The sequence below is a fragment of the Ligilactobacillus sp. LYQ60 genome (assembly GCF_045033015.1).
GTDB lineage: Bacteria > Bacillota > Bacilli > Lactobacillales > Lactobacillaceae > Ligilactobacillus.
Genome location: NZ_JBJFZV010000004.1, coordinates 93,336 through 116,061, shown reverse-complemented (window position 1 = coordinate 116,061; position 22,726 = coordinate 93,336). Strand labels below are relative to the sequence as shown.

The 22,726-nt window shown below is 49.8% G+C and carries 26 protein-coding genes; 23 read left to right on the top strand and 3 right to left on the bottom strand.

Annotation, left to right across the window (positions count from 1 at the left end; genetic code table 11):
- The first annotated feature begins 122 nt into the window (after positions 1-122).
- The 14 genes from ACI3EZ_RS05225 to ACI3EZ_RS05160 all read left to right on the top strand — a co-directional run bounded on the left by ACI3EZ_RS05225 (position 123) and on the right by ACI3EZ_RS05160 (position 9,618).
- Positions 123-782 (top strand): adenylate kinase, encoded by a 660-nt coding sequence (locus ACI3EZ_RS05225; RefSeq protein WP_405025758.1) that lies wholly within the window; start codon positions 123-125, stop codon positions 780-782.
- 232 nt (positions 783-1,014) lie between these two features.
- Positions 1,015-1,233 carry a translation initiation factor IF-1 gene (gene infA, locus ACI3EZ_RS05220; RefSeq protein ID WP_283582055.1) on the top strand — a complete coding sequence of 73 codons (219 nt, stop codon included), beginning with the start codon at positions 1,015-1,017 and terminating at the stop codon, positions 1,231-1,233.
- 37 nt (positions 1,234-1,270) lie between these two features.
- Positions 1,271-1,387: a 50S ribosomal protein L36 gene (gene rpmJ, locus ACI3EZ_RS05215; RefSeq protein WP_283582056.1), complete on the top strand. Its 117-nt coding sequence runs from the start codon at positions 1,271-1,273 to the stop codon at positions 1,385-1,387.
- Between the two features lie 20 nt (positions 1,388-1,407).
- Complete coding sequence (gene rpsM, locus ACI3EZ_RS05210) at positions 1,408-1,773, top strand: 30S ribosomal protein S13 (RefSeq protein WP_283582057.1); 366 nt, start codon at positions 1,408-1,410, stop codon at positions 1,771-1,773.
- A gap of 31 nt (positions 1,774-1,804) precedes the next feature.
- Positions 1,805-2,191, top strand: coding sequence for a 30S ribosomal protein S11 (gene rpsK, locus ACI3EZ_RS05205; RefSeq protein WP_283582058.1), 387 nt, complete (start codon positions 1,805-1,807; stop codon positions 2,189-2,191).
- Between the two features lie 80 nt (positions 2,192-2,271).
- Positions 2,272-3,216 (top strand): DNA-directed RNA polymerase subunit alpha, encoded by a 945-nt coding sequence (locus ACI3EZ_RS05200; protein ID WP_283582059.1) that lies wholly within the window; start codon positions 2,272-2,274, stop codon positions 3,214-3,216.
- Between the two features lie 25 nt (positions 3,217-3,241).
- Positions 3,242-3,619 (top strand): 50S ribosomal protein L17, encoded by a 378-nt coding sequence (rplQ, locus tag ACI3EZ_RS05195; protein ID WP_405024299.1) that lies wholly within the window; start codon positions 3,242-3,244, stop codon positions 3,617-3,619.
- Between the two features lie 220 nt (positions 3,620-3,839).
- Positions 3,840-4,670 (top strand): energy-coupling factor transporter ATPase, encoded by an 831-nt coding sequence (locus tag ACI3EZ_RS05190; protein ID WP_405024300.1) that lies wholly within the window; start codon positions 3,840-3,842, stop codon positions 4,668-4,670.
- Positions 4,646-5,515 (top strand): energy-coupling factor ABC transporter ATP-binding protein, encoded by an 870-nt coding sequence (locus ACI3EZ_RS05185; protein ID WP_405025774.1) that lies wholly within the window; start codon positions 4,646-4,648, stop codon positions 5,513-5,515. The genes ACI3EZ_RS05190 and ACI3EZ_RS05185 overlap by 25 nt, the downstream gene beginning before the upstream one ends.
- On the top strand, positions 5,508-6,302 hold the full coding sequence (locus ACI3EZ_RS05180; protein WP_405025757.1) for an energy-coupling factor transporter transmembrane component T family protein: 795 nt from the start codon (positions 5,508-5,510) through the stop codon (positions 6,300-6,302). Before ACI3EZ_RS05185 ends, ACI3EZ_RS05180 begins: the two co-directional genes overlap by 8 nt.
- Before the next feature lie 31 nt (positions 6,303-6,333).
- Positions 6,334-7,125 (top strand): tRNA pseudouridine(38-40) synthase TruA, encoded by a 792-nt coding sequence (gene truA, locus ACI3EZ_RS05175; RefSeq protein WP_405024302.1) that lies wholly within the window; start codon positions 6,334-6,336, stop codon positions 7,123-7,125.
- A 106-nt stretch (positions 7,126-7,231) separates the two neighbouring features.
- The gene (gene rplM / locus ACI3EZ_RS05170; protein ID WP_283582064.1) at positions 7,232-7,675 is read left to right on the top strand and encodes a 50S ribosomal protein L13; all 444 of its coding nucleotides are present in this window, start codon (positions 7,232-7,234) and stop codon (positions 7,673-7,675) included.
- 18 nt (positions 7,676-7,693) lie between these two features.
- Entirely contained in the window at positions 7,694-8,086 is a 393-nt protein-coding gene (gene rpsI, locus ACI3EZ_RS05165) for a 30S ribosomal protein S9 (RefSeq protein ID WP_405024303.1), read from the top strand.
- A gap of 152 nt (positions 8,087-8,238) precedes the next feature.
- The gene (locus ACI3EZ_RS05160; protein WP_405025756.1) at positions 8,239-9,618 is read left to right on the top strand and encodes an MFS transporter; all 1,380 of its coding nucleotides are present in this window, start codon (positions 8,239-8,241) and stop codon (positions 9,616-9,618) included.
- Positions 9,619-9,698: 80 nt separating this feature from the next.
- On the opposite strand, the gene ACI3EZ_RS05155 is transcribed toward ACI3EZ_RS05160, so the two are convergent.
- The 3 genes from ACI3EZ_RS05155 to ACI3EZ_RS05145 are packed head-to-tail and all read right to left on the bottom strand — an operon-like array spanning position 9,699 to position 11,941.
- Positions 9,699-10,382 carry an ABC transporter ATP-binding protein gene (locus ACI3EZ_RS05155; RefSeq protein WP_405025755.1) on the bottom strand — a complete coding sequence of 228 codons (684 nt, stop codon included), beginning with the start codon at positions 10,380-10,382 and terminating at the stop codon, positions 9,699-9,701.
- A 4-nt stretch (positions 10,383-10,386) separates the two neighbouring features.
- The gene (locus ACI3EZ_RS05150; RefSeq protein ID WP_405025754.1) at positions 10,387-11,448 is read right to left on the bottom strand and encodes an ABC transporter permease; all 1,062 of its coding nucleotides are present in this window, start codon (positions 11,446-11,448) and stop codon (positions 10,387-10,389) included.
- On the bottom strand, positions 11,432-11,941 hold the full coding sequence (locus tag ACI3EZ_RS05145) for a TetR/AcrR family transcriptional regulator (RefSeq protein ID WP_405024307.1): 510 nt from the start codon (positions 11,939-11,941) through the stop codon (positions 11,432-11,434). The genes ACI3EZ_RS05150 and ACI3EZ_RS05145 overlap by 17 nt, the downstream gene beginning before the upstream one ends.
- 269 nt (positions 11,942-12,210) lie before the next feature.
- On the opposite strand from ACI3EZ_RS05145, the gene ACI3EZ_RS05140 reads away from it, so the two are divergent.
- The 9 genes from ACI3EZ_RS05140 to pcrA all read left to right on the top strand — a co-directional run bounded on the left by ACI3EZ_RS05140 (position 12,211) and on the right by pcrA (position 22,720).
- Positions 12,211-13,611 carry a glutamate decarboxylase gene (locus tag ACI3EZ_RS05140; protein ID WP_405024308.1) on the top strand — a complete coding sequence of 467 codons (1,401 nt, stop codon included), beginning with the start codon at positions 12,211-12,213 and terminating at the stop codon, positions 13,609-13,611.
- Positions 13,612-13,765: 154 nt separating this feature from the next.
- A complete protein-coding gene (locus ACI3EZ_RS05135; protein WP_405024309.1) occupies positions 13,766-14,215 on the top strand; it encodes a CopY/TcrY family copper transport repressor in 450 nt (149 codons plus the stop codon).
- Between the two features lie 67 nt (positions 14,216-14,282).
- The gene (locus tag ACI3EZ_RS05130) at positions 14,283-14,756 is read left to right on the top strand and encodes a MarR family winged helix-turn-helix transcriptional regulator (RefSeq protein WP_405025753.1); all 474 of its coding nucleotides are present in this window, start codon (positions 14,283-14,285) and stop codon (positions 14,754-14,756) included.
- A gap of 253 nt (positions 14,757-15,009) precedes the next feature.
- Entirely contained in the window at positions 15,010-16,398 is a 1,389-nt protein-coding gene (locus ACI3EZ_RS05125) for a class II fumarate hydratase (RefSeq protein ID WP_405024311.1), read from the top strand.
- Positions 16,399-16,412: 14 nt separating this feature from the next.
- On the top strand, positions 16,413-17,819 hold the full coding sequence (locus ACI3EZ_RS05120; protein WP_405025752.1) for a flavocytochrome c: 1,407 nt from the start codon (positions 16,413-16,415) through the stop codon (positions 17,817-17,819).
- Positions 17,820-17,947: 128 nt separating this feature from the next.
- Entirely contained in the window at positions 17,948-18,541 is a 594-nt protein-coding gene (locus ACI3EZ_RS05115; RefSeq protein WP_405024313.1) for an ECF transporter S component, read from the top strand.
- Entirely contained in the window at positions 18,542-19,135 is a 594-nt protein-coding gene (locus ACI3EZ_RS05110) for a glycoside hydrolase family 73 protein (RefSeq protein ID WP_405025751.1), read from the top strand. It abuts the gene before it with no gap.
- Between the two features lie 84 nt (positions 19,136-19,219).
- On the top strand, positions 19,220-20,371 hold the full coding sequence (locus tag ACI3EZ_RS05105) for an ATP-grasp domain-containing protein (RefSeq protein WP_405025773.1): 1,152 nt from the start codon (positions 19,220-19,222) through the stop codon (positions 20,369-20,371).
- 102 nt (positions 20,372-20,473) lie between these two features.
- A complete protein-coding gene (pcrA, locus tag ACI3EZ_RS05100; protein WP_405025772.1) occupies positions 20,474-22,720 on the top strand; it encodes a DNA helicase PcrA in 2,247 nt (748 codons plus the stop codon).
- The last annotated feature ends 6 nt before the right edge of the window (positions 22,721-22,726 follow it).

The window sequence follows — 22,726 nt, the reverse complement described above, 5'->3', positions numbered from 1 at the left end:
GGCAATAAATTTTGCCGGCGTTTATTTTTATGCAATAGTCAAAAAGAAACCAAATAGTAGACTTAAATTTAAAGGCTAATTGCAGTACACTGAAGAAGTGATTTTTTGAAAGAAGGGATAACATGGGTTTAGATTTAATGTTAATGGGCTTGCCCGGCGCTGGCAAAGGCACCCAGGCTGAACGGATTGTTGATGAATATAAAATTCCCCATATTTCAACGGGAGATATTTTTCGCGCTGCCATAAAAAATGGAACGGAAATGGGCAAGGAAGCTAAGAAGTACATCGATAAGGGCGAACTTGTGCCGGATGAAGTTACTAACGGTATCGTAAAGGAGCGGTTGGCTGAAGACGATGTGAACGATGGGTACATGTTGGACGGTTTTCCACGGAACATGGTCCAAGCTAAGGCTCTCGATCAGTTTGGGGCGGAGTTAGGTAAGCCGTTAAACTGCGTGATTAACATTGACGTTGACCCGCAATCTTTAATGGAGCGGTTGACTGGCCGGTTTGTTTGCCGTGACTGTGGTGCAACGTACCATAAGGTCTTTAACCCGACTAAGGTAGCGGGAACGTGTGACCGGTGTGGCGGACATAACTTCTTCCAGCGGGATGATGATAAGCCGGAAACGGTCAAGAACCGGTTGGACGTTAACATGAAGATGAACACGCCGCTGCTAGACTTTTACAAGCAGAAGGGAATTCTTTACAACGTGGACGGGAATCAGGAGATTGATGCCGTTTTTGCGGCCATCAAGCAAGTTTTAGCTACTATCAAGTAGTTGTAGAGTAAGTTACCGTAATTAACGGTGAATTGCCTGAATTATTATGGCGTGAATGCTTGTCGAAAGCTGTCTCGTGTGCTATGATAATTCAGGTTTACTTTTTCAATGGGCTTAGTTTGCACTTTTTTGCACCGGCCCGCAGAAAATGGTGGGACTCTCCCGGATGGGAAACTACTCACGTGTTGACGACGGGTAAAGTTTCACAACCAATTTAAGGAGGTACTTTTACGTGGCGAAAGATGATGTGATTGAGATTCAAGGGACAATCAAAGAAACGTTGCCTAATGCGATGTTTAAAGTTGAACTTGAGAACGGGCACGAGATTCTTGCCCACGTTTCCGGGAAGATTCGGATGCATTACATTCGGATTTTGCCGGGTGACCGGGTAACGGTTGAGATGTCCCCTTACGATTTGACTAAGGGTCGCATTACCTATCGCTTTAAATAGATTGTCCTTCGAAAAAATTTTTTAGGAGGTATGATTCATGAAAGTAAGACCATCAGTTAAACCAATGTGCGAACACTGCAAAGTAATCAAGCGCAAGGGTCGCGTTATGGTTATTTGCGATAACCCGAAGCACAAGCAACGTCAAGGATCATAAGATAAGGAGGTGTAATTGTAATGGCTCGTATTGCAGGGATTGACTTACCAAGTGACAAGCGGATTGTCATTGGGTTGACCTACATTTATGGAATCGGTAACTCACGCGCTAAGAAGATCTTAGCAGACGCTGGCGTTTCAGAAGACGTTCGCGTTCGTGACCTGACAGCCGAACAGGAAGACAAGATCCGGGTGGAAGTTAACAAGTATGACGTCGAAGGGGACCTTCGGCGGGAAGTTTCCATGAACATTAAGCGTCTTTCTGAAATTGGCTCTTACCGAGGCCTTCGTCACCGGCGGCACTTACCAGTTCGTGGTCAAAACACCAAGAACAACGCCCGCACGCGGAAAGGCCCAGCGGTTTCAATTGCAGGGAAGAAGAAATAATAAATTAAAATAAAAGGAGGTTAGATCGTTCATGGCAGTTAAGAAGTCACGGAAGCGCCGGGCAAAGAAGCACATTGAGTCCGGTGTGGCACACATTCACTCAACCTTTAACAACACCCTCGTGATGATTACGGATGTTCACGGGAACGCCGTTGCATGGTCATCAGCCGGTGCACTTGGCTTTAAGGGTAGCCGGAAGTCGACGCCGTTTGCTGCACAGATGGCTGCGGAAGCCGCTGCAAAGAGTGCAATGGATCACGGAATGAAGACCGTTGAAGTATCCGTTAAGGGACCTGGTTCAGGGCGTGAAGCTGCTATTCGGGCACTTCAGGCCGCAGGGCTTGAGGTTACATCCATCAAGGACGTAACGCCGGTTCCGCATAACGGATGCCGTCCGCCAAAGCGTCGTCGTGTTTAATAGCGACATTACCGTTGGGGCGGGTTCGCAACGGTTTTGTTGGCTGACACGATGCGTTTTGAAAGGGGTATGCATTACTAATGATCGAATTTGAAAAACCAAAAATTCATAAGATTGAAGAGACGAAGGACTATGGCCGGTTTATCGTTGAACCGCTTGAACGGGGCTACGGTACGACGCTCGGGAATTCGTTACGCCGGATTCTGCTTTCTTCGTTACCGGGTGCAGCGATCACTGACGTTCAGATTGATGGTGTTCTGCACGAATTTTCAACCGTTGACGGAGTGTTAGAGGATGTCACCAAGATAATCCTGAACCTCAAGAAGGTTGCCTTAAAAATCAACGGTGAAGACAAGCAGGACCTTGAAATTGACGTGACCGGGCCGCTTGAAGTAACGGCTGGTGACATCCAGGGGTCAAGTGATGTTGAAATTTTGAACCCCGATCAGTATATTTGTACGGTTGCTGATGGTGCCACATTCCACGCCCGGCTGTCTGCCAACACGGGGCGGGGATATGTTTCGGCTGATGAAAACAAGGCCAAGGCAGATGATATGCCAATTGGTGTTTTACCGATTGACTCACTTTATACCCCAATCGAGCGCGTCAATTATCAGGTTGAAAAGACGCGTGTTGGTCAAAAGGATGACTATGACAAATTAACCCTTGACGTGTGGACAAATGGTTCACTAACGCCAAGTGAGGCAATTAGCTTATCCGCTAAGATTTTAACGGAACACCTGACCCTGTTCGTCGACCTGACTGATGAAGCAAAGAATGCTGAAATCATGGTTGAAAAGGAAGAGACGGCCAAGGAGAAGATGCTGGAAATGACCATCGAAGAGCTTGATCTTTCCGTGCGGTCATACAACTGCTTAAAGCGGGCCGGCATCAACACGGTGCAGGAACTGACTGATAAGTCAGAAGCTGACATGATGAAGGTGCGGAACCTCGGACGAAAGTCCCTCGATGAGGTTGAAGGTAAGTTAGCTGAACTTGGGTTAAGTCTTCGTCAAGACGACTAATAACAACATAAAGGAGGGACTATTGATGGCTTATCGTAAATTAGGACGGACCAGCGAACACCGGAAAGCAATGCTTCGGAACTTGACAACCGATTTGATCGTAAACGGCAAGATTGTGACGACGGTTCAGAAGGCCAAGGAAGTTCGGAAAATGGCTGAAAAGATGATTACCCTTGGTAAGAAGGGCGATTTATCTGCTCGCAGGAAAGCCGCTGGTTACATCATGGATGTTGTTGTTGATAACGACAATGACGAAGATGCAAGCATTAAGACGGCACTCCAGATGCTATTTGATGATGTTGCTCCCCGTTACGCTGAACGGAACGGCGGGTATACGCGGATTTTGAAGATGGACCGGCGGCGCGGTGATGCTGCTCAGATGGCAATCATCGAACTGGTTTAATTAAATCTGCTAGTTAAATACGTAAAGGGTCACTTTTACGATGATGGAAGGATGTTATGATGATGGCGAATGCCAAGTCTAGTCCTAAGTAGTCCGTGAGGATGAAAATTCACCGTAAAAAGTGATTTTTTATTTTATGGCGGATTCCAAGGAAATCATGGTACTGGTTCCGTGTTCTCTGATATAATGTGGGGGAATTACACGGTCAGGAGGAATTAATATGCCGGTCATTGATGTTCAGGACATAACAGTCCAGTACCGCGATGAGGATCATCCTGCACTGCAGCACGTTTCACTGCAGGTTGAGCAGGGAGAGTGGGTTGCCTTAATTGGCCATAACGGTAGTGGGAAGAGCACCCTTGCCCGGACACTTGACGGCCTGGTTCCCCTGATGGCAGGGACCATTCACGTTGCGGGGATTCCGGTTGATGAAGAGCATATTTGGGCGGTTCGGCGGCGGATCGGAATGGTTTTTCAAAATCCAGATAATCAGTTTGTCGGAGCGGATGTTGCGGGGGACGTGGCGTTTAGCCTCGAGAATCAGGAAATTCCCCGTGAAGAGATGCACCGGCGCGTAGCTGCTGCACTGAAAGTAGTGGGAATGACAGAGTATGCTACCCATGCTCCTAGCCGCCTTTCGGGAGGGCAAAAGCAGCGGGTCGCGATTGCTGGGGTGTTAGCGTTGCGCCCGGAGATTGTCATTTTTGATGAGGCGACTAGTATGCTTGATCCGGCTGGCCGGGATGATATCGTAACACTCATGCGCACCCTTCACGAACAAGGGCTAACGATTATTACCATCACGCATGATATTGATGAGGCCGGGTTGGCTGACCGGGTGATTATGTTGGATAATGGTCAGGTAGTAACTGCTGCTTCGCCGGCAACCGTTTTTGCACAAGAAGATGCGTTAGTTGCTCGGGGATTAGACGTACCGTATTCTGCTCGTTTAAAGCGGGCACTTGCTGCCCGGGGAATCCGGGTGCCTAAGGAATACCTCACAAACGAAGGGATGGTGAACTGGTTATCGCAATTGAAGTCAACCATTTAAGTTACACCTACCAGGCGGGCACACCCATGGCAACCCCGGCTTTGCAGGATGTTTCCCTTCGGATTGAAGATGAAAGTTATACGGCAATCATCGGGCATACGGGGAGCGGAAAATCAACGCTCCTCCAGCATTTCAACGGGTTACTTAAGCCGACAGCTGGTCAAGTGACGGTGAACGGGGTTACGATTACCCCCGCAACGAAGAATAAGGAATTGAGTGATCTCCGCCAGCAGGTAGGGTTTGTATTTCAGTTTCCGGAGGCGCAATTATTTGAGGAAACGGTGCTCAAGGATATCGCCTTTGCACCGCGTAATTTTGGCAAGAGCGCAACCGAAGCGGAGCAAATTGCTCGTAAGGTGGCAGCCATGGTAGGGTTGAGTGAAGCAACGCTTACCCAGTCACCGTTTGACCTTTCTGGCGGCCAAATGCGACGAGCGGCCATTGCTGGAATCTTAGCAATGGAGCCTCATACACTGATTTTGGATGAACCTACGGCAGGATTGGATCCGCAGGGGCGGCGGAGCATGATGAAGCTGTTCGACCGGTTACACCGGGAGCACCACCTCACAATTATTCTGGTGACTCACCAGATGGATGACGTGGCGGATTATGCTGATCACGTGGTTGTAATGGAACACGGTCAGGTGCTGCTGACGGGAACGCCGCGGCAGGTATTTGCGGATGCAAAATGGCTCCGTGCGCATCACCTACGGTTGCCGCAAACGGCAGCAATGGCGGAAAAGCTGGTAGCGCGAGGCTTTACGTTTGCTCCGTTACCGTTGACCGAACACGAACTTGCTGACCAGCTTGTTCCACAGCTTCAAGAGGAGGCTCACCATGACTAAGCTATTATTAGGCCGGTACGTCTCTGGCAATTCAATACTTCATCGGATGGATGCTCGGGCTAAACTAGCCCTTAGTTTTGCGTTTATTGCCATTATTTTCTTGGCAAATAATTGGGCAACGTACCTGGTATTAAGTGCGTTTACGTTGGGGTGCGTCGTGCTTTCGCGGGTGTCTGTCCGTTTCTTTATCGCTGGGGTGAAACCCCTTGTTTGGTTGATCCTTTTAACGGTGACGCTTCAGGTTTTCTTTGCTCGGGGAGGGACCGTTTACTGGCACTGGGGGGTTCTCTTTCTGACGGCGGGGGGGATTACCAACGGGATTTTCGTGTTTTGCCGGTTTATGCTAATTATTTGTATGTCAACTCTGTTGACTCTTACTACACCGCCACTAGCAATTGCGGATGCCATGGAGTCGCTGATGACTCCCCTGAAACTTATGCGGGTACCGGTTGCAGAAATCGCGTTAATGTTATCAATCGCGTTGCGGTTTGTGCCAACGTTGATGGATGAAACCCAAAAAATCATGAATGCGCAGCGGGCGCGCGGGGTTAGCTTTAGTACCGGAAAGGTTCGTGATCGGATTAAGGCCATAATTCCGCTCTTAGTACCACTTTTTGTTAGCTCGTTTGAACGGGCGGAGGACCTCGCCACTGCAATGGAGGCACGGGGTTACCGGGACGGCGCACACCGGACAAAGTACCGCATCCAGCAGTGGCACCTGATGGATACCGTTGCGGTAGTGGCATTTGTACTGCTAACGGGCGCGCTCGTATGGCTCCGTGCTTAGGATGAATTTAATGCAGAAGGGATGATGGCGGATGCCGCGGTACAAGGTAACGCTAGCCTATGATGGAACTAATTTTGCGGGCTACCAGGTACAACCCTATAAGCGAACGGTACAAGGGGTTCTAGAGCGGGCCCTTAATAAGATGAGTAAACGGGATGATTTCATCCATGTGGTGGGGTCAGGCCGGACCGATGCGGGGGTGCACGCTCTCGGCCAGGTAATCCACTTTGATTTTCCCCACGATATTCCGGCACGGGGGATGCTCCGCGGGCTAAACAGCATGCTGCCTTTGGACTGTGAGGTGGTGGCCTGCGAAGTAGTGCCCCCAAGCTTTCACGCCCGCTATACGGCCCACGCGAAGACGTACGTTTACCGGGTCAGTCGCGGAGAGTTTGTTAATCCGTTTAAGCGAAATTACACCGGGCACTATAAGTTTAAGGTGGATCTTGCTAAAATCAGGGCGGCCCTCCCGGACGTGGAAGGAACCCACGATTACTCGAGTTTTGTGGCCGCGGGAAGTCAAGCAACCAACCATGTTCGGACGGTGTATAAGGCAACCGTTCGGGAGGACCAGGCAAACGACGAGGTTATCTTCTCGTTTACCGGGAATGGTTTTTTGTATAACCAGGTGCGGATTATGGTTGCTGCACTGCTCGAAATTGGTGCGGGGCGGCGGCCGGTGCATGATTTCCGGCGGCTTTATAAAGTTAAGGACCGTAACGAATGCCGTGAAACAGCCCCAGCAAGCGGGTTATACTTAAAGGCCGTTTATTATGATCAGTCTGGACTTGAATTAACCCGAAAAAGCGGGGAAGGTAATTGACGCGTGCGGGGCAAAAGAGTATCATATTAGCTGGTATTGTTTGCCCCACAGTAAGCCCCGTTAACCTTATTGTTTGTCAAACATACAGAAATTGGAGGATATAATCGTGCGTACAACATATATTGCAAAGCCAGGCGAAGTTGAGCGGAAATGGTATGTCGTTGACGCCACTGATGTTCCTTTGGGACGATTATCAGCGGTTGTTGCATCTGTTCTGCGTGGTAAGAACAAGCCAACGTTTACCCCGCACGTTGATACTGGTGATTTTGTCATTGTTATCAACGCTGAGAAGGTTGCGCTGACCGGAAAAAAGGCTAAGAATAAGGTCTACTACCACCACTCCAACCATCCGGGTGGATTAAAGGAACGGACAGCCGGTGATTACCGTGAAAAGGATCCCGAGAAGCTCATTGCCCTTTCAGTTAAGGGAATGCTGCCGAAGGGTACTCTTGGTCGCCAGCAGCTGAAGAAGCTCCATGTATACCGTGGTGCTGACCATAAGCATGCTGCACAGCAGCCAGAAGTATTAGATATTACGAACTTAATCTAGATCTAGGAGGAAATCGAATTGGCTCAAGTACAATACTACGGTACAGGTCGCCGGAAGAACTCAGTTGCCCGGGTCCGGTTAGTTCCGGGGACTGGTAAGATCACGATGAACGGCAAGCCTGCAGAAGAATACATTCCATTTGCAAACTTACGTGAAGTCATGGTTCAGCCGTTTGACGTTACGGAAACAAAGGACTCATACGATGTGCTCGTCAACGTTAACGGTGGTGGCTTCTCAGGACAAGCTGGTGCTACGCGGCACGGAATTGCCCGCGCACTCCTTGAAGTTGACCCGGATTTCCGGGGCGCATTAAAGCGTGCGGGTCTCTTAACGCGGGACCCACGGATGAAGGAACGGAAGAAGCCAGGTCTCAAGAAGGCCCGGAAAGCTTCACAGTTCTCCAAGCGTTAATCGGTTATCGGTTAATGATAATGAAAAAGAACCCAGGTTTTTCTGGGTTCTTTTTTGTTTGTGAAAATAACACTCATCTAATAAAACGGTTATACTTTTGATATAATAGTGATGAAACATTTATTTCAGTTATTTTTTTAGGGGGCGATATTATGAATTGGGTAAAGCAATTATTAGCGCCACCACCCGCGCAACCGCTTCGTGATAATGCGGAGGTACAACGGCGCTACCCGCGGTACCGTGTACGCGTTTTTATTGGTATTTTTGTTGGGTACATGGGGTATTACTTTGTGCGGAATACCACGGCGGTTCTTTCCGGAATCTTGCAGATGTCAGCCACCCAAATTGGAATTATTTCGTGTGCGTCGTACGTGGCGTATGGGATTTCCAAGTTTGTGTCTGGCCATATTGCTGACAGTTCAAACGCCAAGATTTTTTTGCCGTTAGGACTAATTTTATCGGGAATTGTTAACATCCTGATTGGGGTGATCCCAGGAATTATTTCCACCGTTTGGATTTTTACCGTGATGTACCTGATTAACGGCTGGTTGCAGGGCATGGGGTACGGACCATGTTCGCGGTCGCTGGTGTATTGGTTTGATGACGAGGAACGGACGTTATGGGGGTCAATTTGGAACCTTGCCCATAACTTTGGGGGAGCCCTCGCCCCGGCTTTGGCTGGATTAGGATTAGCGGTTGCGGGAAATAACGCCATGGCTCGAGCGCATGCGGCGTACTGGCTTCCCGGAATTGTGGTTATTATTATCGCGGTGTTCGTGTACTTTATTCAGGAGGACACCCCAGAATCGGTAGGGATGCCGTCCGTGGAACAGTACCACCACTTGCCAGCCAAGAAGCAACCGGCAGCGGTACCACCGATGAAAGTGGTTATCCGCGAGTACATTTTACCGAACACGAAACTGCTGTGGACGTGCATGTACGGGGCATTTGTCTATGTTCTTCGGTACGGGATTGTTGTGTGGGCCCCGCGTTTTTTGGCAGCCCCGCAGAGTGTTGGCGGGAAGGCCGTGAACGCTGCCGCTGGGATGGGCGGTTTCTCGTTCTTTGAAATCGGGGGCGTGCTGGGAATGCTGTGCGCTATGGTAATTTGCCGGAAAGTCTTTAATAACTCGATGCCGTTAACTAACGTTGCTTTTCTGGGATTAACCATGATTCTGGTTGTACTTTACTGGTTTATCCCGGCAGGGAATCGCTACCTGCTTGCCGATTATGCGGTCTTAATTGGCCTTGGATTTGGTATTTACGGACCGGTAATGACGATTGGTTTGTACGCCATGGGAATTGTGCCGAAGATTGCGGCCGGAGCGGCGGCCGGCTTATCAGGTACTTTTAGTTACGTGTTAGGGGCGGTTGTCGCTACCCTAGTAATCGGAATAATTGCCGATCATATGGGGTGGCTTGCTGTCTTTGGGTTGTTCATCATTGCGGCCATCGGGGCAATTATTTGTACGTTATTATCCCGGAATAAGAAGCTGGAAGGGTTTCATCAGTCCCAGGAAAATGAAATTTAGCATCTAATTTGATTGAAAAAACGTGGTGGAAGTAACAACTTCCACCACGTTTTTTTATGTGGTTTAACGGGCTGGTTAAATTACTTTTGAGTGGTTTCTTTGGTAAGCCGGCCGTCTTCTAAGTGATAGATTTCATCGGCAAAGTCACGGAGCCGCAGGTCGTGGGTTACAACAACAACGGCCTTGTGGTAGTCCCGGGCGAGCGTGGCAAGGAGTTGGCCTACCTTAACCACCCGCGGGCTATCCAGGGCAGCGGTAGGTTCGTCGGCGAGGATGATTGCGGGATCGGGATACAGGGCTCGGGCGATGGCAACCCGTTGCTGTTGACCACCGGAAAGTTCTGCCGGGTACTTGTGTTGTAATTGGGCAATGCCTAAATCCGTTAGTAGCTGGGTAAGTTGGGAGGGATTGAGATTACCGGTACGTTTAACGCGATCCACCAGGGCAAACTGTTCGGTTACTGTTAGATAGGGAACCAGGTTGTATGCTTGAAGGATAAAACCAATCTGGGTGAGCCGCAGTTGGTCGCGCTGCTTTTTGCCCATTGTTGTTAGGGCGTTACCGGCCACGGTAACGGTTCCGCTTGTGGGGGTTTGTAAGCCCCCTGCAATGGTGAGGAGTGTGCTTTTTCCCGAACCGGACGGGCCAAGAATAAGGACCATTTTTCCCGCTGAAGCCGTGAAGTTGATGTCTGAAAGGACGTGGACGCGGGCAGCATCGTGGCCAAAGAATTTGTTAACGTTTGTAAGTTGAATTGCTGGCATGAAATTAACCTCCAATCACTGTTATGGGATCAACTTTAAGGATGGTGCGGATCGGAATTAGGGTTCCGAGGAGCGCCATTCCAATGAGGCCAACGCTTACCCCGCCGAGAAGTGGTAGGTTAACGGCCAACGGAACAGCGGCAGGAACGACTAGGAACGTCCCGGCCGTTAGTATGGCGCCAAGGGCTAACCCGATGACCGTCAGGAGAACCGCTTGGATGAGAACGGCGTTCACTAAAACGCGCGCGGGGATTCCCTGGGCCCGCAGGACGGCGTATTGGGAAAGCTTTTGCATGGTAATGATGTACAAGAAGACTGCAATGACGATCAGTGAAATTACCATCAAAAAGCCAATCATAAATTCAAAGGTCATGTTTTGAGCAGTGTATCCGGGCAGTTGTTGGATAAACTTAGCGACCGGAACCGTCGTGAGATTGCCTACCGTGCTTTTAAAGCTTGCCTGTTTTGATACTATGGCACTTGCTTTAAATCCAGCGGGAATGTTTTTGAGCTGCGGCCAACTTGCCAACCGGCCATAAATAACCGGGGCAATACTAAGCTTGGCGTTTTTGGTAAACCCAACGACGGTAAAGCGCTGGGCCACCGTGTTTAACCGGACGTGATCACCGAGCTGATAGCCGGCGTTTTTTAGTGAAGTGTCCAGGATGATTTCATGGTTTGTTTTGGGCATGCGGCCTGCCACTAGTTGTAAGTGCTGTGCGATGTATTGGTGGGGCGCCAAGCCGATGAACTGGGCAGATTGCTTGGTTCGGTGAGTTCCCTTTAAAACAACCGGCGCTTGTCCTACGTACGCCTCGTTCGCCCCTAAGTGAAGTTTACCGGCGTCTTTAGTGGTAATCAACGACTGGGCCAGGTTGGTATTCGCGTCCTTGGTAAGGACAATTTGGCGGGTGTGCCACGAGTTAATGGCAGCCGTGTTTTGGTTGGAAAGTCCCTGGGCGAGGCTGGTTAAGATGAAGATTAAAAAGCTTACCAGGGTTACCAGGGCGACGATGAGCCCGTACCGGAGCTTTTCGTGGGTGATTTCTTTAAGTGCGAGAAACATGATGGTCCTCCTTTAGGTGATTAATTGCGGTAGCATAGCGATGAAGTAAGTCCTGCTGGTTAGCGGGCGTAACCAGAACGGCCCGAACCGTTTCGTGGGCAAGGACGGTAGCCGCCCATTCAACCGGGGCGAGGTTGGTTAAAGCGGGATGGGCATTGATGACCCCTTCGTTGACCGTGAAGTACAGGCGTAAAAACGCGGCATAGGGGGAGGCGAGAATAGCCGTTACGAACTGGGCAAGCTCGCTTGGACTGGTTATTGCGTGTTTAATGGGGGCATGAACGGTGGTCATAGCCGCCTGAAACACGGTGTGGTAGGCGTCTTTAAGGTCGGTAAAATACTTATAAAATGCACCCCGCGAAATTTGGGCATCCTTGATAATTCGGGCGACCTGTGCCTCAGCAAGGCTATAACGAGAAAATTCGGTGCGCGCCGCTTCGAGAATCCGTTCTTGTTTGGCAGCGGGCAAATGGGCAAACGTTGGTGTTGCCATAAAAACACTCCTTTCAGTGACACGGTGTCACCGGATGATGCTTGTAGCTTATCACATAAAGTGACACCGTGTCAACATTAATGCGTTGGCGAAGGAATGATGAACCAGGCAGTGATTAGCTTGCGTTTGGCTTAGGATTAATGGTTGGCGGGGTTCATCAGCAAAAAGAAACCGGACTATCTTGAAGGCGGACCGTTGCTTTTATGAAATTACAGCGGTTTAATGATGGTAAACAGATAACTGTTTAGTTTATTAGTGAGGTGAGGGCGATGTTATACGGAAAAGAAGACCGGGAAACCGGCGACCTTGAGCCGATTTTTGGCTCAATTGGTGAGGGGCATGATCTCCCTAAGTATCGGTTAGCAAGAAAACCAATTGAGCCGCGGGTGGCTTACCAGTTGGTTCATGATGAGTTACTAGACGAGGGAAACGCCCGGTTAAACTTAGCAACGTTTTGCCAAACATACATGGAACCAGAAGCAGTTAAGTTAATGACTGAAACGCTTGAAAAGAATGCCATTGATAAGTCTGAGTATCCTCGTACCACGGAGATTGAAAACCGCTGTGTTAATATGATTGCTGCTTTGTGGCATGCTGATGAGGAGCACGAAAGGTTCATGGGGACCTCCACGGTAGGCTCATCAGAAGCCTGCATGTTGGGGGGCATGGCGTTGAAGTTCGCGTGGCGTAAGCGGGCTGAAGAAAAGGGTCTCGATTTAACCGCGAAAAAGCCCAACCTGGTTATTTCAGCCGGGTATCAAGTATGCTGGGAGAAATTTTGCAAGTATTGGGATGTGGAACTCCGCGCGGTTCCGCTTGATGAAGGGCACTTGCGATTGGATATTGATCACGTAATGGATTATGTTGATGAGTACACAATTGGGATTGTAGGAATTATGGGAATTACCTATACCGGCCAGTATGATGATATTAAACGGTTAGATGAAAAGGTGGCGGAGTATAATAAGCATTCCGAATACCCAGTCTACATTCACGTAGATGGAGCGTCGGGGGGATTGTTTGCGCCGTTTACAGAACCAGAATTAGAATGGGATTTTCGGTTAAAGAACGTTGTGTCAATTAACGCTTCAGGTCATAAGTACGGTTTAGTTTATCCGGGAGTTGGCTGGGTTGTTTGGCGCGACCAACGCTTCTTGCCAAGGGATTTGATCTTTAACGTGAGTTATTTGGGCGGTGAGTTGCCAACGATGGCAATTAACTTCTCTCATAGCGCTGCTCAAATTATTGGCCAGTATTACAACTTTATCCGGTTTGGTTTTGAAGGGTACCGTGATATCCACCGGCGAACGAATAACGTGGCGACATACTTGGCCCGTGCACTGAAGAAGACCGGTTTCTTTGAAATATTAAATGATGGTAGTCACCTCCCAATTGTGTGTTATAAGGAAAATCCGGCGAAGCAGCATGAGTGGACGCTGTATGATTTGGCGGATCGGCTGCTAATGAAGGGGTGGCAAGTCCCGGCTTATCCGCTCCCAGAAGACCTACAACAAACCGTTATCCAACGGCTAGTTGTGCGGGCGGACTTTGGGATGAATATGGCACACGCTTTTGTGCAGGACCTTCATGCTGCTTTGAATGAACTGGAACATAGCCACCTGGTCTTTCATGAAAAGGAAACGCCTAAGACGTATGGATTTACCCATTAATCAACAAGCGGTAATTAACCCTGGTTTATTGCGAAAAACGGGGGAATTGCCGCTTTTGCTGTTATGTTGGAACGGAAGGATTTTAAGGTTAGCCGTTAATGGACTTGGCAGAAAATGGTAGGATAATGGTACTAATTACTGGAGGAGGAAAACGATGAGCCAGGTTGAAATTAGCAATGCAGAATGGGAGGTTATGCGTCTGTTATGGTCGTTAGGCGAAGCTTCCAGTAAGCAGTTAGCGGATTTATTAGTCAGAAAGCAGGGGTGGAAGGCGGCAACCGTTAAAACCTTGTTAGGCCGACTGGTGAATAAGGAATACGTTGTGGCAAGGAAAAGTGGTCGGCGGTACCTGTACCGGGCAGTGGTAGGAGAGCAGGCAACAATTGATGCTCAGTTGAAGATGAGCTTCGATAAGATTTGCCAACGGCATGCTGGCCGGGCACTAATCCATGTAATTCAGAACATCCCCCTAACGACGGCGGACATTGAGCGCCTCATCGGGTTGTTAACCAAGCGGCGAAAGACCGCTCCGGATACATTATCGTGTAATTGCCTCTTCCCGCCGCAGGAGTGTCAGCAGGAGAAACCAAAAGCGATAAAATAGTTTTGTAGATAGAACTAAAATGTAATATACTAAGAAATAATTAAGAGGTTATTGGAGGTTATTGATAATGGCAACGTTTGAAAAGCTAATGTTGGATTTAAGTCAGCAGCTCCATCTGCATCAGGTGATTAGCGGCAACGACGACAGTGAAATGGAGCGTTTGGGAGCATTTGATATTTGTTACCTGGAAGCGATTAATCAACTGGGAAAGCCAACGATTGGAACGGTTTCTCACCTGTTGGATCAGTCAACACCCAACACTAACTACCATGTTAAAAAGTTGGTTAGTTTAGGGTTAATTGACCGGGTGATGGATAAAAAAGACCGGCGAGTTGCGCACCTGTTTGTCACGGATAAGTACCGTTCAATGATGCGGGCTGGTGGTGATGACTTCTGGAAGAGGTTACAAGAAGACCTGGGGGGAAAGGTTTCCGCTGATGACATCGCAACCTTCCAGCGGGTATTAAAGGAGACGGTGACGTTGTTACGGCGATCCGGGCTTGATAAAAGAATTGAGGAAAATAAGAAGCGGAAAGATTAATTTGTGCTTCTAGCTAAGCGGTGGTCCGAATAATTGAGGGTCACCGTTTTTTTAGAGAATGAATTCAAAAAAATAAATGTATAGTTTCACAAATTCAGGAAAGGAGCACGGTGATTTAAGCTTAAACACGGCGATAAATATCAATTAGAACACCTATATTAAGCCAATGTAAGGGTTGACATAAAACCGGTCATTCTGTATTATTTTTGATGTAGGATAGGTAACAATTAACTCACTTTAAGGAGGAAGTACAATGACTGAATACCGCATTGAAGAGGACACACTAGGTCCAGTTAAAATTCCCGCCGAGGCATTGTGGGGGCCACAGACCGAGCGGAGTCGGAACAATTTCCCAACGGGCGAGTTGATGCCGATTGTGATTATTCGGGCAATGTTAAACATCAAGAAGGCCGCTGCTGAATCCAACCTGGAATTAAAGAATATTGACCAGGCAAAGGGTGAACTCATTATTCAAGCGGTCGACAGTCTGCTTGCCCTTAGTGATGATGAACTGCGGGCGGATTTTCCGTTGCACGTTTACCAGACGGGTTCGGGAACACAAACAAATATGAATGTTAACGAAGTTGTGGCTAACAAGGCGATGCAACTGGATCCGTCCATCGAGATTCTGCCCAACGATGACGTTAACCGGGGGCAAAGTTCAAACGATACCTTCCCGACGGCAATGAACGTGGCAGCAGTTGAGGCGGTTGCTCAGCTTGAGAAGGCCGCTCAGCACCTAATTGACGAGTTAGCCAAAAAGCAAAAGCAGTACTGGAAGACCGTTAAGATTGGGCGGACCCACCTGCAGGATGCCACGCCGTTGACGTTTGGTCAGGAAGTAAGCGGTTGGGTTAGCATGGTTCAGCATGACCTGGACTATTTAAAGGAATTGGATGATACCTTACTTGAATTGGCGATTGGGGGAACCGCCGTTGGAACGGGCTTAAATGCTGTGCCGGGTTTTGCCGACATGATTGCTGCTAAGTTTAAGGAGTACTACGGCTTTGACTTTACTGCTAAGAGCAATAAGTTCTACGGGTTAGCGGCTCACTCTGGAATTAACGTGGTCCACGGGGCCATTAAATCGCTGGCAGCCGATCTGATGAAGATTGCTAACGACGTGCGGTTCTTAGCTTCTGGTCCGCGGGCGGCGTACAACGAATTAAATATTCCGGCTAACGAACCAGGATCTTCCATTATGCCGGGGAAGGTGAACCCAACGCAGGCGGAAGCCATTACCATGGCGGCTACCCGCGTAATGGGGAACGACGTGACGATTGACGTGGCTTGCTCCCAGGGGAACTTTGAGATGAACGTTTACAAGCCAGTGATGATTGCGGCTTTCTTGGAATCCGCGGACCTGTTACGGGGCACGATGATGGGCTTTGCCGACAAGATGATTGCCGGAATGACGGTTAACGAGGAGCGGATGAAAGAGCTCGTTGATAACTCCCTGATGACCGTTACGGCCTTGTCGCCGCATATCGGCTATCACGACAGTGCAAAGATTGCGCAGCAGGCCGATAAGGAAGGAACAACCCTGCGGGAAGCAGCGCTGAAGTCCGGAAAGCTAACGGCTGAACAGTTTGACGAGTGGGTTGACCCATTGAAAATGACAAACATTGATCAGGATGACTAACGGAGGTAAGTGAAATGGCGAAGTTTTGGTACCAACCATGGGGCGCAAACATGCTGAAGAATCAGTATGACGTGGTAATTGTCGGGTCTGGAGCGACCGGGCTGGTGGCCGCAATTCAGGCTAAGGAACTTGGCTTGAAACCGGCAGTTTTTGAGAAGATGGAGAAGCTGGGGGGGAATTCCAACCGAGCATCTTCAGGGATGAATGCGGCGGAAACAAACGTGCAACTGCGGCATGGAATTGTCGACAGCATTGATGACTTTTACACCGAGACGTACCAGGGCGGTGGGAAGCTTAATGATCAGGATTTGTTGCGCTACTTCACGTCCCATGCTGCCCTTGCGGTTGATTGGCTCTTTGACCATGGGATTAAGCTTGAGGACGTGACGATTACCGGGGGGATGAGCCGGAAACGGGCCCACCGGCCTGCCAGCACGGCGCCAATTGGAGCGTTTCTTATCAAGCACCTGCTACAGGTGGTTCAAGAAGATAACGTTCCGGTCTTTAATAACACAAAAGTCACGCAGCTGTTACACGATGATGCTAATCGGGTCACCGGCGTAAAGCTGACCGATGAAAACGGGCAGGAACGAACCGTGAAGGCACCGGCGGTTCTTCTTGCTACTGGTGGGTTTGGGGCCGCTAAGGATCTCATCAAGAAGTACCGGCCGGATCTGGTAAACTACAAAACAACCAACCAAGAAGGGGCCACTGGTGATGGCTTGAAATTGGCGGAAGAGGTTGACGGCCAGCTCGTTGACATGAACTTTATTCAGATTCACCCAACCGTCCAGCAGGATAACCCACATGTATATCTGATTGGAGAAGCTGTGCGGGGGGAAGGCGCCATTCTGGTTAACGGCCAGGGGGAGCGGTTTATTAATGAATTGGATACGCGGAAGGTGGTTTCTGCGGCAATTACGGCCCTGCCAGAAAAGAGTGCTTACCTGATTTTTAATCAAGATGTTCGTGACCACGCTAAGGCCATCGATTTTTATGACAGCGTTGGGTTAGTCGAGCATGGCGAAACGCTTGACGCCCTTGCCAAGAAGATTGGTGTTCCTGCGGACAAATTAACGGCCACGATTGACCGGTGGAACACGATGGTTGCTGATCAAAACGACGCAGACTTTGGGCGGACGACTGGTTTGAACCACCAGTTTACGGATGGACCGTTCTTCGCCATCCACATTGCGCCGGCCATTCATTACTCGATGGGGGGCTTGCACATCGACCCGCAAACCCGCGTGTACGACACGAACGGGCGGGTTATTTCAGGATTGTACGCTGCCGGGGAAGTTGCCGGGGGCTTGCACGGAAACAACCGGATCGGGGGAAACTCCATTGCTGATACTGTAATCTTTGGGCAGCAGGCCGGCAAGCAAATTACCCGGTTTGTCCGGGAACACCAGAATAAGTAGGCGCTAACCAGCAAAAAATTAGTAGTCATCAACGGGGATGACCGCACCGGGTTTCAGGGACCCTAGCGGTGATCCCCGTTTTGAGGTATAAATGTAGTACAATAAGGGCCAATGAGGAGGGAAAACTGATGAATACAAAGAAACGGTTGCGCAAAATGGTCGCGCTGACGCTGTTGGTGGCGATCATTGTTGTCCAAAACATTGTGCCGTTTTTAGGGTATATTCCAATTGGCCCCTTAAGTATTACGGTGATCCCCGTTACGGTTGCCGTGGCGGCGGTAATTTTTGGCCCCCGGGCTGGTGCTTTAATTGGGGGGATTTGGGGGGTAATCGACTGGCTCCGAGCGTTTTGCTGGCCGACAAGTCCGCTGGCAGCCTTGGTGATGGTTAATCCGGTTGTTTCCGTGCTCCCCCGGGTTTTGGTTGGCGTGGTTGCGGGAATGGTGTTTAAGCGGTTGGGCCGACAGCACCGGCAACTTGGTGCCGCCGTGGCGGCGGGGAGTGGCGCCCTTACTAATACTGTATTAGTACTGGGCTTCATCTACCTACTGTATCGGGGACATGCGCATGCATTATACGGGGTGGCCGTCCATGCGTTATTGCCGTATTTGTTGACGGTGGTGGCGACTAACGGAATTCCTGAGGTGGTTTTAGCAATGATGGTAGTTCCTCCAATTACGTGGGCGTTGGCTCAGCGGGGATTTGGCGACAGGAGTGATTAAATGCGCCGGTGGTGGCGAAAATTAAAGCGAATAATCCGGCGCCACCGGCGAGGTGTGAGCGTAATTGTGGTAATGTTCTTTATCATTTGTGGCTTAACAGATTGGGGCGTTCACCGCGCGCTACCACCCACTCCAGTGACGCCTGCCGCCCAGCAGCGGCAAACGTTTATTAAACAGGTGGCTCCTATTGCCCAGCGCGCCCAACGAGTTACCGGTGTCCCTGCTAGCATTACCCTGGCTCAGGCGGCGTTGGAGTCGGACTGGGGGCAAAGCGAACTTGCGCGTAAGTACAATAACTTATTCGGGGTCAAGGGAACCGGAACCAACTCGGCAATGATGCTGACCAAGGAATACGTTAACGGGCAGTGGATTACGGTGCGGGCTAGTTTTGTGGTGTATCCCACGTGGCAGGCAGCTGTGATGGCCCACGATGAGTTGCTTGCAGGTAATCAGCGGTATGCGGGAGTACTGCAAGCTTCCAATTACGTTGCGGCGGCCCGTGCCTTACAGAACGGGGGATATGCGAGTGATCCAGACTACGCGGCGAAGTTGATCCGGTTAATTAGGCAGTATCACCTTGACCAGTATGATTAATGATATGAACACTCTTTTGTAGTATGTTTGTGGTAAAATAACGTGAAACAAGCGCGTTTTGCGGATGAAAGGATCGTTGTTGGGATGGCGGATGATGTTTTATTTCCGGGCAGCACGGTCGGGATTATTGGTGATAGCCCGAACGGAATCATGTTAGCCCGGACAGCAAAGAAACTAGGCTTTAAGGTTGTTGTGTACTGCACGCAGGAGGGGAATCCCGCCCTTGCAGAAGCGGACGTTCCAATGGTCGGACGAATGGACGACCACCAACGCCTCCAGGACTTTGCCCAGCGGTGTGATGCGGTGACTTACGAATCAGAAGAAGTTCCGCTGGAAGCCGTTGAGGTAGTTAGCAAGTACACGCAGGTACCTCAGGGAACGGAATTACTGGAGATCGCCCAGGATCGGCTGCTTGAGCGGGCCTTTTACGATCAGTTAAACGTTAACATTGCGCCGTACGCAACGATTATCACGCTGGATGATGTCTACCAGGCGGTTACTTCGATTGGGTATCCGTGTGTGTTAAAACCCGTTCAAAAGCAGCCGGGGGATGACCGGTTTATGATAATTAAGCGGCAGACGGACATCGCAAAGTGTGCGGGCCTGTTGGAACAGGGCGGAACGTTTATCCTGGAAACCTGGGTACCGTTTGTGAAGGAACTCTCCGTTATCGTGACCCGGGACGGGAAAAAGGCTCAGAATTATTTTCCAATTATTGAGAATATTTACCATGACGGGCGGTTACACGAAACACTCGTGCCCGCGCAGATTAGCCATGACGTTGAAAGGGAAATTCAGCGGCTATCGATGCAAATTGTTCAGCAGTTTAAGGCGCGCGGAACGTTTGAAGTTAGTTACTTTATGACGGCGGAAGGAATGCTGTACGTCAAGCGGATTGTGCCGGCTTTATCCATGCCAGGGTATGTCTTTGACGCGGCGATAAACATCAGTATGTTTGCCCAGCACATCCGGGCGATTGCTAATATGCCGCTGGCGCGGACGGAGATTCTCGAACCAACAGCCATGGTAATTGTTGAGCAGGAGGACATGCCAGCATTGCGGACACAGTGGGTGCTAAAAAGCAATTGGCGGTATAACTTCTTTCGTTACCCGCAATCGCTGCAAGCCCACCGGCCTTTAGGTTACCTATTAGCAATGGCACCAACCATCAAGGAGGCCCGGGACCAGATTGATTCAACGGCAATTTGGGATACGGTGACGGAACCAGACGAATAATTGAGGGGGTGACAGAAGCCATCAAGGGATGATGGCGGCTGCCGCCCCGCTTTTTTTTGTTATAATGGAGATTAGCTAATTAAGGAGAAAGAAGTGGAACTTGTGGCAGTAAACGACCTGTTAGCGGGATTGAACCCGCAGCAACGCCAAGCGGTACAGACAACGGAAGGCCCGCTCCTAGTAATTGCCGGGGCGGGAAGCGGGAAGACCCGGGTACTAACTCACCGGGTAGCGTACCTGATTGCTGAAAAAAACGTTAATCCATGGAATATTTTAGCCATTACGTTTACCAATAAGGCCGCAACGGAAATGCGGACGCGGGTGAACCAAATTGTTGGGGACGGTGCTGCCGAGATTTGGGTGTCAACGTTTCATGCCCTGTGTATGCGTATTTTGCGGCGGAATGCTGGGGAAATTGGGTATGATCGTTCCTTTACGGTAGCGGGGACCAGCGAGCAACGCACCCTCATTAAGCACGTAATGAGTGATTTAAACATTGACCCTAAACGGTATGATCCGCGGGGGGTTCTTGGCGCCATTTCAAACGCTAAGAATGATATGTTAACGCCGGCGGACTACGCTGCTAAGGCGGTCGGCCCGTTTCAAGACGTGGTTGCAAAGGTTTACCGTGAATACCAAGAAGGGCTGCATGCTAATCAAGCGATGGACTTTGATGACCTGATTATGAAAACCATCCAGTTATTTAGACAGGCACCTGATACCCTGGCTTACTACCAGCGTAAGTTCCAGTACATTCACGTTGATGAATACCAGGATACCAACCAAGCCCAGTATGAGTTGGTTGCAATGTTAGCGAAGGCCAACCGCAACCTGTGCGTGGTGGGGGATGCCGACCAGAGTATTTATGGCTGGCGGGGGGCTAACATGCAAAACATTCTGGACTTTGAAGCCGATTACCCGGACGCCACGACCATTAAGCTGGAGCAAAATTACCGGTCAACGAAGACGATTCTTGCAGCTGCCAACGCGGTGATTAAGAATAATACCAACCGGAAGGAGAAGGCGCTGTGGACTGATAATGCTGCCGGAGACAAAATTAAGTACTACCGGGCGGATAATGCTAACGATGAAGCGTACTACGTGATTAAAAACATTAACCGCGAACGGCAGACTTCCAGACGCCATTACCGTGATTTTGCCGTGTTGTACCGGACTAACGCTCAGTCCCGAACGATGGAAGAAGCACTAATAAAAGCTAACGTACCGTATAAGATTGTCGGGGCGCATAAGTTTTACGAACGCAAGGAAATTGCGGATGTTTTGGCGTACCTGCGGTTAGCGACAAATCCGGATGATTCGCTTAGCTTCGAGCGGGTGGTCAACGAGCCCAAGCGGGGAATTGGGGCCGGAACACTCGATAAATTACAGGCCTTTGCGGAAACCAACCAGTTATCGTTGTTAGCGGCAGCAGAAAGCGCCTCGTTAATTGAGGGGGTTACACCGCGGATTGCTAACCGTTTGTTGGCCTTTGCCCGGATGATGCGGACGTTTAAGGGTGCGGAAAAGGATACTACCGTCACGGAATTAACAAAGCAAATCCTCGATGAGACGGGGTACATGGACGCGTTGCGGGCGAATAAGGAACTGAATGAAAGCCGGATTGAAAACGTAAATGAATTTCTGACCGTAACGCAGGACTTTGACCGCCAGTGGCAACCGGAGGATGAGGAAGCGGACCGGTTTGTGGAATTTTTGGCTGACTTGGCGCTGGTTTCGGCTCAGGATGAAATTGAGGATGCCGACGAGGTCACGCTGATGACGCTGCATGCGGCGAAGGGGTTGGAGTATCCGGTGGTTTTCATGGTTGGAATGGAAGAAGGGCTCTTTCCGCTATCCCGGGCGACCGAGGACCATGATGAGTTAGAAGAAGAACGTCGGCTAGCCTACGTGGGAATTACTCGGGCTCAGGAGGAGCTTTTCTTGACTAACGCCTTTTCCCGGACGTTATATGGGCGGCGGCAGGCTAACGTGCCGTCACGCTTTATTGAAGAGATTAACGATGAGTTATTACAACCGGCCAATAATACCCTTACTCAGCGAAGTCAGCAACTGGATGAAGCTCATTTGCCGTTTGGAAACCAATCGCACCCAACACCGTATAAGCAACCGGCATATAAGCAACCGGCCGGAACGGTGGAACGCCCTCAAGGAACGGGTGCAGACAAGCAGACCTGGAAGGTTGGCGACCTTGTTATGCATAAGAAATGGGGGCAGGGAGCCGTCGTGAAGGTTAACGGAAATGGTGAAGACCTTGAACTTGACATTGCGTTTAAGGAGCAGGGGATCAAGCGGTTGTTAGCCGCGTTTGCCCCGATTACCAAGCTTTAGGAGGAA

Bases quoted from the DNA above. Each gene is read 5' to 3' on its own strand.
- ACI3EZ_RS05135 (WP_405024309.1), top strand. From the start codon at position 13,766: ATGAGCCAGGTTGAAATTAGCAATGCAGAATGGGAGGTTATGCGTCTG.
- ACI3EZ_RS05225 (WP_405025758.1), top strand. From the start codon at position 123: ATGGGTTTAGATTTAATGTTAATGGGCTTGCCCGGCGCTGGCAAAGGC.
- truA (WP_405024302.1), top strand. From the start codon at position 6,334: ATGCCGCGGTACAAGGTAACGCTAGCCTATGATGGAACTAATTTTGCG.
- ACI3EZ_RS05140 (WP_405024308.1), top strand. From the start codon at position 12,211: ATGTTATACGGAAAAGAAGACCGGGAAACCGGCGACCTTGAGCCGATT.
- ACI3EZ_RS05150 (WP_405025754.1), bottom strand. From the start codon at position 11,448: ATGTTTCTCGCACTTAAAGAAATCACCCACGAAAAGCTCCGGTACGGG.
- ACI3EZ_RS05115 (WP_405024313.1), top strand. From the start codon at position 17,948: ATGAATACAAAGAAACGGTTGCGCAAAATGGTCGCGCTGACGCTGTTG.
- rplQ (WP_405024299.1), top strand. From the start codon at position 3,242: ATGGCTTATCGTAAATTAGGACGGACCAGCGAACACCGGAAAGCAATG.
- ACI3EZ_RS05190 (WP_405024300.1), top strand. From the start codon at position 3,840: ATGCCGGTCATTGATGTTCAGGACATAACAGTCCAGTACCGCGATGAG.
- ACI3EZ_RS05200 (WP_283582059.1), top strand. From the start codon at position 2,272: ATGATCGAATTTGAAAAACCAAAAATTCATAAGATTGAAGAGACGAAG.
- ACI3EZ_RS05125 (WP_405024311.1), top strand. From the start codon at position 15,010: ATGACTGAATACCGCATTGAAGAGGACACACTAGGTCCAGTTAAAATT.
- ACI3EZ_RS05120 (WP_405025752.1), top strand. From the start codon at position 16,413: ATGGCGAAGTTTTGGTACCAACCATGGGGCGCAAACATGCTGAAGAAT.
- ACI3EZ_RS05160 (WP_405025756.1), top strand. From the start codon at position 8,239: ATGAATTGGGTAAAGCAATTATTAGCGCCACCACCCGCGCAACCGCTT.
- rpsK (WP_283582058.1), top strand. From the start codon at position 1,805: ATGGCAGTTAAGAAGTCACGGAAGCGCCGGGCAAAGAAGCACATTGAG.
- ACI3EZ_RS05110 (WP_405025751.1), top strand. From the start codon at position 18,542: ATGCGCCGGTGGTGGCGAAAATTAAAGCGAATAATCCGGCGCCACCGG.
- ACI3EZ_RS05105 (WP_405025773.1), top strand. From the start codon at position 19,220: ATGGCGGATGATGTTTTATTTCCGGGCAGCACGGTCGGGATTATTGGT.
- rpsM (WP_283582057.1), top strand. From the start codon at position 1,408: ATGGCTCGTATTGCAGGGATTGACTTACCAAGTGACAAGCGGATTGTC.
- ACI3EZ_RS05155 (WP_405025755.1), bottom strand. From the start codon at position 10,382: ATGCCAGCAATTCAACTTACAAACGTTAACAAATTCTTTGGCCACGAT.
- ACI3EZ_RS05130 (WP_405025753.1), top strand. From the start codon at position 14,283: ATGGCAACGTTTGAAAAGCTAATGTTGGATTTAAGTCAGCAGCTCCAT.
- ACI3EZ_RS05145 (WP_405024307.1), bottom strand. From the start codon at position 11,941: ATGGCAACACCAACGTTTGCCCATTTGCCCGCTGCCAAACAAGAACGG.
- ACI3EZ_RS05180 (WP_405025757.1), top strand. From the start codon at position 5,508: ATGACTAAGCTATTATTAGGCCGGTACGTCTCTGGCAATTCAATACTT.
- rpmJ (WP_283582056.1), top strand. From the start codon at position 1,271: ATGAAAGTAAGACCATCAGTTAAACCAATGTGCGAACACTGCAAAGTA.